Here is an 8,851-nt window from a genome sequence, read left to right as displayed (position 1 = left end):
GGCGCGCTGTGCAAGGCGGTTGCCAGCGATGGCTCAGAGGGGAGCGGCCCTCAGCGCATCACGTCGGTCGTCTCTCGTCGTGGACCGCCATCCGCCGAGGGAAACCCACGGGTGCTACAGAAGAGCCGAAAAAATGAGGGGATGGCCCAGCTGGAGGACACCATGAAGTCGAACGCGCGCATCATCCGGGGACCACGGCTCGTCCTGCTCCTCACTGTCTCCGCCTGCGGAGGCGAAACCGGGGAGCCGACTCCCGTGGAGCCCCCGCCACCCGTTTCGGAGGACCCTGTTGTCCCGCGTGAGCCCCTGGTCACCCTGGAGGGGACACTGACCCTGAACTTCAGCGTCCCCCTCGACGAACCGGTGCGCCTCGCGCTGGCCTGGTACCAGGACATGTTCCACACGGATGAAGCGACCCGGATCTCCCGACCCCTGGCCATCGTCGAAGAGGGTGTCGTCTACCAGGGCATCTCTCCCGCGAACTTCCACTTCCGCATCGACCAGCCGCCCCCGGAGGAAGCGATGCGACCCTGGGGAATAAGGGGTACCACCACCAGGGCCGCAGTAGGCGCCCTGCTCGCGTATAAGGACATGAACGGCAATGGGAAGCTCGACACCATTCCCGTCACGGGCAAACCCATCGACCGGATTCTCGGCACCTCGATGGAGTGGTGGACGGACCCCGAGACGCAGAAATACATGGTGGCCTACATCGAGTCGGCATTGCCGGAGGCGGGGATGGATAAGGGCTTCAACCTGTTGGAACTGTCGAGGACCAATGGGGCCGCGCCACTGTCCACGCCCATCCCCCTCTATCTTTTCGCGGGCGGCCCGGAATTCGACGCGCTCGTGTGCGAGGGGCTTTGGCTCGTGGAGAACCCGCCGCCCGCGAACCAATGTGGCCTCGGTTTCAACCGCTGAGGGAGGGAGCGTGCACCATGAATCCGAGAACACGCCACGTACAGTCCGTGCTGCTCGCCCTGATGTTCGCCCTCTCCGCCTGCGGGAGCACGGTGGACACTCAATATCCGGGCGAGCCCCTGCTCACCCTGGAGGGCCAGATGACCCTGGCCCCCGGCACCACCGTCAACGGGCCGGTACGCATCGCACTGGTCTGGTACCCGCGGTGGCTCCTGGGCGTCTTCTTCCTCCCGGGCTCCGTTCCCGAGACCTCGGCCGTCGTCGCCGAGGACTACCCCTATGAGGGAAGCTTCCCCGCGAACTTCCGCTTCCACATCTACCGGCCTCCGGGCAGCGCGCACTGGGTCACGGCAGACGGCTCCGTGCGCGAGTTGGCAACGGGCCTCCTGCTCGCGTACCAGGACGTCAACGGAAACGGGAAGCTCGACACCATTCCCGCCACGGGCAAACCCGTTGATCGGGTCCTCGGCTCTTCGCTGGTATTCGGCGCGTCGAGGTACCACACGCTCCTCTACACGGATCGGGAGATGACGCTCATGCCCGGAATGGAGGCGAAGAAGGGCTTCAACCTGCTGAAGTTGGAAGGTTACGAATCCGCGGTCCTGCCCCTGTCCTCCACCATCCCGCTCGAGCTTTCCGTGGGAGGCCCGCACCTGGACGTGCTCGTGTGCCAGGGCATGTGGGATGGAAATGACTCGCAGGTCGAAGGAGATCTGTGTGGCATTCCTGGTCTCGGAGAAGATCCGGACGCCGATCCTCCCGCTGTGGACCTCATGGTCGATGTTCGCGTGAAGCGCGCGGGGAACCGGGCCCAGGTGCACGTCACTGTCGAGCGTGGCGGCACCTACACCTCCGTGAAGGATGCGCAAGTACTCCTGGGCAACCAATTCCTGACATACAACTCGAGCACCTCGAGCTATGAGCTCCTGGATGCCGATGCGGCGCCACTGCTCGAGGGAGGGCGGATGGAACTGGGCATCGCGCAGGGCAAGAAGGTGTACCGCCGCTGGGTGACCATCCCAGGGCGCGTCGAGCTCACCACCCCCGCTCCTGGCACCCACGTGAAGCTCAACTCGCCGTTCGAGCTCCGGTGGACCCGGCCCTTCAGCGTGGACGGCTACACCATCTATGTAAAGACGGTGGAAGGCGACGAATCACAAGGATGGGATGTACTCTCGAATCGGCAGTCGCACACGGTGACTCTGTACGATCAATACGTGTCCACCGGTCCGGCGCTCATCGAGTTCAGTGCCTCTGCCACACCGCTCTTGTTCGCCCCGTATATGTGGGTGCAGGTCAAAGCGGTGCTTGAGGTTCCCATCACCATCGATCCATGAGCGCTCACCGGCGCTTGAAGCGGACCCGGATCGGCGGCGAGGTGGCCGTGTAGGGACGGCCCTCTCAATCGAGGGCGGCATCGAAGTGGGCTTGCCCCGGTTACGTGGACAGTAGGGTTATGCTGCCAACTTTTGCGGTAAGGCCGCAAGCTCAAAATCCACAGGACTGACGTAGCCCAGCGACGAGTGCCGCCGCTGGCGGTTGTAGAAGACCTCGATGTATTCGAAGAGGGCCAGCCGGGCCTGCTCGTGCGTGGCGAAGTCGGTGGTGTAGACGAGCTCCTGCTTCAAGCTGCTGAAGAAACTCTCCACCACGGCGTTGTCGAGAGCGTTGCCCTTGCGCGACATGCTGCATTGAATCCCACGAGCAGCCAGTGCCTGCTGGTAGTCGGTGCTGGCGTACTGGCTGCCCCGGTCCGAGTGGTGCAACAATCCCTGCGGTGGCTGGCGTCCCTTGAGCGCCATGTCCAGGGCGTTGAGCACCAGGTGCCGGTCGATGTGCTCGCTCATGGACCAGCCCACCACCTTGCGCGAGAAGAGGTCCATGACGACGGCCAGGTAGAGCCAGCCCTGCCCCGTCCCCACGTAGGTAATGTCCGTGGCCCAGGTGCTATTGGGCTGGCCGGGGGAGAAGTTGCGCTCGAGGATGTTGGGGGCAACGGGCTGGTTGTGGCGTGAGTCCGTCGTGCGCACGAAGCGACGTCTCTTGCGAGCAGCGATGCCCTGCTCGTTCATGAGCCGAGCCACACGCTTACGACTCACGCGCTGCCCCTGGGCACGCAGCTCCGCGTGGACGCGAGGACTGCCGTACGTGCCGCGGCTGTCGCGATGTATCCGCGTCACCACCTCGGCCAGGGCCCGGTCCGCTTTGTCCCGCTCGGACTCCGGGCGCTCCTTCCAGGCGTAGTAGCCCGAGCGCGACACGCCCAGCTGCTCGCACATGAAGTCCACAGGGAAGTGGGCCTTCTCCGCGTCAATGAACTCGAACTTCACCTCGAGGTCTCCTTCGCGAAGAAGGCCGCCGCTTTTTTTAGGAAGTCGCGCTCCATCTCCAGATGACGCACCTCCTTGCGCAGCCGCACCAACTCCTCCCGCTCGGCCGTGGAGAGCGCACCTGCCGACTCCTTGCCATCGCCTCCGTCAGCCTCGCGCACCCAGTTGCGCAGGGCTGACTCCGTCAGGTCCAGGTCCTTGGCCACCTGGGGCAGGCTCTTGTTGCCCTCGCGCACCAGCCGGACCGCCTCGGCCCTGAACTCCGGGGTGAAACTCCGCCTCTTCCTTCGCTCCATGAACACTACCTCCCGTGTAGCCGACTTATGAGGTGTGTCCACAAAATCGGGGCAGGCTCACCCCCGGGCCGAGGAGCTGCTGTGGACACCGGAGACCCAGGAGGGCAACCCTGGCCCGGCGCATGCCCTGCTGCCGGGTACGCTACGCCTTCTGACGCCCCCAGGCTTCCTCCCATTTTTCCTATGCCCACGTGGGCTACAGGAATAAGGTTGTTCCCTGGAGGTGATCGATGTCTTCAAACCCGCGCTCCAGGTGGACGGCCTCTCGAGCGCTCGCGAGAGCAGCGCATCTCCTCTGCGTGTGCACCGAACTCCCAGGCGGTCCCCGATGAAATTGCTCCTTGCGTGCGTCGCGCCGGTCCTGCTCGCGGTGTGGCTCCTGTTCTTGAGCGCTCACGGACCGACCTCATGGCTGGTATTGCCTGGCGCCCTGATTGGCATTGCCTGCGCCGCTGGCTTTTCTTTTCTGCGCTCGTTCTCTCGCCCCCTGCGTGCGCTCTCGCTCACGCTTTATCTGCTGCCGCTGGGGCTCTTGTCTACCTATCGTGCGTCGCCATTCTCTGTATCAAAGAACTTCGATATCGGCGCTCTCCCGCCGGCTTCTGCGCCTTCCGAGATGTCGATCGCCCAGCTTCCGACCGGCGCCACCTATCGCAGCGCGTCCTTTGGGTATTGCGGTGGCTCTCTCTTCGAGCCGCGAAGGTTTTCCATGACCGCGATCCTGATCAAGCACCCCAAGGGCGATCTCTTGATCGACACAGGGTTCGGCCGGGACATCGCACAGCACCTCGCGACGCTGCCGCTCGTCTTTCAACTCCTGACCCGGTATACGCTGGACAAGACCGCGAGGGAGCAGCTCCAATCGAGCGGGTATGACCTGACCCGGCTGCGTGCGATCCTTTTGACCCACTCCCACTGGGATCACATCAGCGGCGCCGCGGATTTTCCCGAGGTACCTGTCTGGATACCTCCCGCGGAACGAAGCTTCGCCCAAAGCGAAAACGTCACGACGGCCCCGGCAAGAAGTATCAAATCGCTTCAAATCGAAGAGTATCGGTTTGAAGCGCATCCCTATCTCGGCTTCGCGGAGAGCCATGATGTCTACGGAGATGGCGCGGTGGTGATCGTCCCGGCGCCCGGCCATACGCCAGGCTCCGTGATTGTCTTCGTGACGCTTCCGGACAACAAGCGTTATGCCTTTATCGGAGACCTCGCCTGGCAGCTGGAGGGCGTCACCGAGCAGGAGGAGCGACCTCTCACGCAGCGCCTCGCGGACTTCGAGCCTCAGCTCGTTCGTGAGAACCTCGCGCACATGGCCGCGATATCGGCGCGACATCCGGAGATGACCATCGTCGTCGCGCATGATCCGCGGAGCTTCGCATCGATTCCGACGTTGGTGGCAACGCCATAGGATGGCTCGAGGAGGGCGCCCTCGGGCTCCTCCGCAATCACCCCTCCGCGCTCGACGCAGCTCCCTCCCCCAGAGGGGAGCGGAAGCACGAGCACGGCGGTGGTGCCGCGGCCCGGGCTGCTGCGGAGCGAGTGGCGGGCGCTCAGGGCACGGTAAGGATGCCGCTGCTCGTGGTGGAGTAGGCGTGGTCGAGGGCGCTGCCGATGTACCCCGGGGACTCCACGGGAGTCTGGGGCTCGGCGTAGACGGTGAGCTTGAACTGGTAGGAGCGTGCGGAGGTCAGGACTCCCTGGGGAATCCTCACGCCGCGCTCCGACGGCCCCAGCCGGAAATCCGCCACCCATTCCATGGGGCCTATCTTGCCCGGGAGCGGATATCGCTCGATGCGCAGGTTGTAGGCCGAGGGGCTCCCGAGGACAGGTGGCTCCCAGGTCACCATGGGGCTGATGACTCCCAGGGTCCGCGACTCACTCGCGGCGACACCATCGATGAGGAAACGACGGGGCAGGGACAGGCGTGGCTGGATGGGGGCCGAGGTCAGCTCCAGCAGATGTTCCTGCACCACGAAGATGTCCTGTCTGCTGGTACTCAGCATTCCATCGGCCGAGGTGATCGGCGTCGAATAGGAGCTGTACGTCCATCCCACCAGCTCCCAGGTGTTAGGGAAGGGATTGCCGTAGGTCAGCTTCCGGACGAGCGTGCTCCGCGCGCCGTCTTGGAGGGCGAACGTCACCAACGACCCGAACCTGTTGAGGGTGATGTCATGAGGGGTCGCGAAGAGGTTGAAGAGCGAGGCCGAGAATCCCCCGCTCTCCGCGCTCAGGGCCGCGAATTCGCCACGGCGCCACTCGAAGATGACGTTCTTCTGGGGCACGGGCTGAAGGGTGGCCTTGACCTCGAACATCCCGCCATCGGACGCGAGGGACTCGACCAGCCCGCCATGCGTGGAGGTCTCATACAGGGAGGGTCCCCCATCCGACGTCACGCCCGCATCCAGATAGGTCCTCTGGAGGAGCCAGGCCTGGTCTCCCTTGTCGGGCTCGGGGATGGAGACCGGGAGGTTGGTGGAGGAGAAGTAGTTGCCTTCCGCGTCCATGAGGGAGGTCTGCCCGGAGGCGATACCGAACACCGCGAGGTTGGCCACCTCGCCGCGGTTGGGGTCCACGAGCCGCAGATAGTCCGACATGAAGGTCGTCCCGTAGCCCGTGTTCCAGGGGCTGGCACCGGTGACGAGCAACCGTGCCGGGAGGGACAGCGAGTCCGTGAAGCGCGTGTCCGGACGGCCGAAGCGCGGGGTGCTGAAGTCGATCTGGCGTGACGAGGTGACCACGTAGAGCTCGCCGCTCTTCGCGTAATACGTACCGGGAGGGACCTCGAAGCGGACGCGGCCTGGCTCTTCCTGGGTGCCCTGGAGGCGCACGAGGGTGCCTCCATCGAGGGCGAACAGCTCGAGAGGCGCCGTGGCGAGGTCCGCCGCGGGCCGCGAGACGATGCCAGTGGAGGTGTAGTGGCGGTCGTAGCGCATCAGGACGACGGGGCTGCCCGCGTCCTCGGTGCCGGCGTCCGGTGAGGGGCCCGGGTCCGCACCACAGCGCCCCGGGTTACGTTGGCAGAACTCCGTCTCCTCCCGGTCGAAGTCGGCGCAGCCGGTGACGCCGCCGAGCACCACCGCCGCGAGGAGCGCGAAGCGCATCCGGGTCGAAGTACTCACGGCCACCTCCCGTACACGAAGGCCGACGTCCCATCGGTACTCACGCCGAGCGCCACCGGCCCGGTGGGCGCGCCCATCAGGTAGAGTCCCGCGGCGACGCCCAACCCCACCACACCCGCGCCCAGCAGGCCCATCCCCACGGCCTGGTACGTCTTGCCGCGCGAGGCGCTGGCGTGAGCATCCTCGCGCGTGGCCAGTCCCACGTCGTCGGTGCGCAGCCTGGACAGCTCGCCCCGGGACAGCCCGTAGGAAACGCCGCCCGCGGCCAGGAGCACGCCTCCGGCGATGGCGGGGAGGAGCGCGCGGGAGCGGGTGTCCCCGCGCGCCGCCGACACCTCGGGGGTGCTCGGTGGACGGACCTCCGGCGGGGGCGGGGTCTGGGCCTGAAGGCGCTCCGCCTCGCGTCTGGCGAGGAGAGGGGCCAGCTCGCGCTTCACCTCGATGCGGATGGACTCGAAGTGCTTCTCCACCTTGGGGGAGACCTGGACGGGCAGCTTCGCGTCCGGGCGCAGGAAGAGGGCCGCCTTGAAGGCCGCGGTGGCGTCGTCCTTCTTGCCCAGCTCGTCGAGGAGGATGCCCTCGTAGAGCCCGAGCGCGACGTCCTCCTCCACTCCACGCGACAGACGCCGGGCGCGGTGGATCTGCTCCAGCGCGCGCTCGTACTCGAGGTCCTCGTACAGGCGGTTCACCGAGACGAGATAGTTCTGGACCTCGGAGGCGCCCTGCGCGTGCACGGTGGGCGTCGTGAAGAGGAGCAGGGCGAGCAGGGGCAGGCTCGCGCTACGTCGAGAGGGGGAGGCCATGGTGGCTCCGACTCTAGCCCAACCGGGTACGGAGAACGTGCTCCCGGGGCAGGCTCAATCTTCAGCCGGCGCAGGCTGTACCCATCGGCTGGTACACCCAAGCGCCAGGAGGCTGACCATCAGGCCGGTGCGGCCCAGATACGTATAGTGCAGCGGAATGACTCCTCAGTGCGCGGTGAAGCCGCCATCAACCGGCAGGCCGACGCCGATCACGAAGCTCGCGCCCGGGCTGCACAGCCATAGCACGGCGGCCGCGACCTCCTCGGCTCGGCCGAGGCGGCCGATCGACTGCTGCTTCATGATCTCCTCCATCGCGTCCGACTGGCCCTTCAGCATGTCCTGCACCATCGGCGTGTCGATCGTGCCGGGGCAGACCGCATTGATACGGATGCCGCGCGGTGCATACTCCACACCGGCGCTCTTGGTCATGCCGAGCACGGCGTGCTTGGTGCCGTGGTAGGCCGCGCGCTGGGGCAGGCCGACCAGGCCGCCCAGCGACGAGCAGTTGACGATCGCGCCCGACCCTTGCGCGCGCATGACGCGCAGCTCGTGCTTCATGCATGCCCAGACGCCGAATTGGTTGACCGCCGTCACGCGCTGGAAGTTCTCGGCCGGTTCGTCGGCGGCATCGCTCGGCGGCACCTGGATGCCGGCATTGTTGAACGCCATGTCGAGCCGGCCATATTCGGCGACCGCCCTATCGACCGCGGCGGCGACTTGCGCCTCGTCGGTCACGTCGCAAGTCACGCCGATCGCGATGCCGCCTTCCTCGACGATCTTCGCCGCTTCCTTCGCGGCAAGAGCTCCGTCGCGGTCGGCCAGCACCACGGCCGCGCCGCTCTGTGCGAAGGCACGGGCCGTGGCGAGCCCCATGCCCATCGCGGCGCCGGTGACCAGGGCCACCTGTCCCTTGAAGTCGTACGTGGGATTCATGTCGAGTCTCCGATCCCAACCACTGCGCGAATGGTCCATGTGTCGCCGTAGTCGCTGATGCCCTCCTGGCCACCGCAACAGGAATATGCGCTTGCACTCGTTGCTGAACCAGGCGTCGCCCGGTTCATGGGCTGTTAAGCGGTGATTGACAGTGCCGGCCCCGTCGCACGCGCTGCGCACGTGCTTTCTGGGAGGGGGCTCCCCCAAGCAGGAGAGGAGGGAGCGAGCGTGGCACCCCAGGCAGCGGCCAGGAAGCAGCGGATGAAGGAGAGGACGCCGCGAGGAGACTTTCGCCGAGTTGCTCAGCAGGACGTTCGCGTTGGACGTATTGAAGACGCAAACAGCAAAAGCCCCATCCGCTTCTCGCTCCATCGCCGGGTCTTCAGGCTGCCCAGGCGCCCGTCGGCTTCGCGCGTAGCCGCCCAGCCAGGCGGCTCATGTCCTCA

7 protein-coding genes are annotated in these 8,851 nt (G+C 65.9%); 3 read left to right on the top strand and 4 right to left on the bottom strand.

The features are described 5' to 3' along the window. The first annotated feature begins 162 nt into the window (after nucleotides 1–162). Together NR810_RS51770 and NR810_RS51765 are read left to right on the top strand one after the other, a co-directional pair. On the top strand, nucleotides 163–921 hold the full coding sequence (locus tag NR810_RS51770; RefSeq protein ID WP_257463582.1) for a hypothetical protein: 759 nt from the start codon (nucleotides 163–165) through the stop codon (nucleotides 919–921). A gap of 17 nt (nucleotides 922–938) precedes the next feature. Next, on the top strand, nucleotides 939–2,258 hold the full coding sequence (locus NR810_RS51765; RefSeq protein WP_257463581.1) for a hypothetical protein: 1,320 nt from the start codon (nucleotides 939–941) through the stop codon (nucleotides 2,256–2,258). Nucleotides 2,259–2,375: 117 nt separating this feature from the next. On the opposite strand, the gene NR810_RS51760 is transcribed toward NR810_RS51765, so the two are convergent. Next, a protein-coding gene (locus NR810_RS51760) for an IS3 family transposase (RefSeq protein WP_257463580.1) occupies nucleotides 2,376–3,547 on the bottom strand; the annotation gives its coding sequence in 2 pieces (ribosomal slippage) (nucleotides 2,376–3,292 and nucleotides 3,292–3,547; 1,173 coding nt in all). Nucleotides 3,548–3,875: 328 nt separating this feature from the next. Between NR810_RS51760 and NR810_RS51755 the strand changes: the two genes are divergently transcribed. Continuing rightward, nucleotides 3,876–4,958 carry an MBL fold metallo-hydrolase gene (locus NR810_RS51755; RefSeq protein WP_257463579.1) on the top strand — a complete coding sequence of 361 codons (1,083 nt, stop codon included), beginning with the start codon at nucleotides 3,876–3,878 and terminating at the stop codon, nucleotides 4,956–4,958. Nucleotides 4,959–5,100: 142 nt separating this feature from the next. Here NR810_RS51755 and NR810_RS51750 read toward each other — a convergent pair whose 3' ends face one another. The 3 genes from NR810_RS51750 to NR810_RS51740 all read right to left on the bottom strand — a co-directional run bounded on the left by NR810_RS51750 (nucleotide 5,101) and on the right by NR810_RS51740 (nucleotide 8,405). Then, nucleotides 5,101–6,669, bottom strand: coding sequence for a hypothetical protein (locus NR810_RS51750; RefSeq protein ID WP_257463578.1), 1,569 nt, complete (start codon nucleotides 6,667–6,669; stop codon nucleotides 5,101–5,103). Beyond that, complete coding sequence (locus NR810_RS51745; protein WP_257463577.1) at nucleotides 6,666–7,472, bottom strand: hypothetical protein; 807 nt, start codon at nucleotides 7,470–7,472, stop codon at nucleotides 6,666–6,668. Before NR810_RS51745 ends, NR810_RS51750 begins: the two co-directional genes overlap by 4 nt. A 165-nt stretch (nucleotides 7,473–7,637) precedes the next feature. Then, complete coding sequence (locus NR810_RS51740; protein WP_257463576.1) at nucleotides 7,638–8,405, bottom strand: SDR family oxidoreductase; 768 nt, start codon at nucleotides 8,403–8,405, stop codon at nucleotides 7,638–7,640. Nucleotides 8,406–8,851 lie beyond the last annotated feature (446 nt).

Origin of the sequence: Archangium lipolyticum, from assembly GCF_024623785.1 — a bacterium.
Taxonomy (GTDB): domain Bacteria; phylum Myxococcota; class Myxococcia; order Myxococcales; family Myxococcaceae; genus Archangium; species Archangium lipolyticum.
The sequence above is the reverse complement of the archived record's forward strand: the minus strand, read 5'-3'. Positions and strand labels throughout refer to the sequence as shown.

What these genes read in the sequence shown, in the direction of transcription:
- NR810_RS51770 (WP_257463582.1), top strand. Translation starts at nt 163, where the DNA reads ATGAAGTCGAACGCGCGCATCATCCGGGGACCACGGCTCGTCCTGCTC.
- NR810_RS51765 (WP_257463581.1), top strand. Translation starts at nt 939, where the DNA reads ATGAATCCGAGAACACGCCACGTACAGTCCGTGCTGCTCGCCCTGATG.
- NR810_RS51755 (WP_257463579.1), top strand. Translation starts at nt 3,876, where the DNA reads ATGAAATTGCTCCTTGCGTGCGTCGCGCCGGTCCTGCTCGCGGTGTGG.
- NR810_RS51745 (WP_257463577.1), bottom strand. Translation starts at nt 7,472, where the DNA reads ATGGCCTCCCCCTCTCGACGTAGCGCGAGCCTGCCCCTGCTCGCCCTG.
- NR810_RS51740 (WP_257463576.1), bottom strand. Translation starts at nt 8,405, where the DNA reads ATGAATCCCACGTACGACTTCAAGGGACAGGTGGCCCTGGTCACCGGC.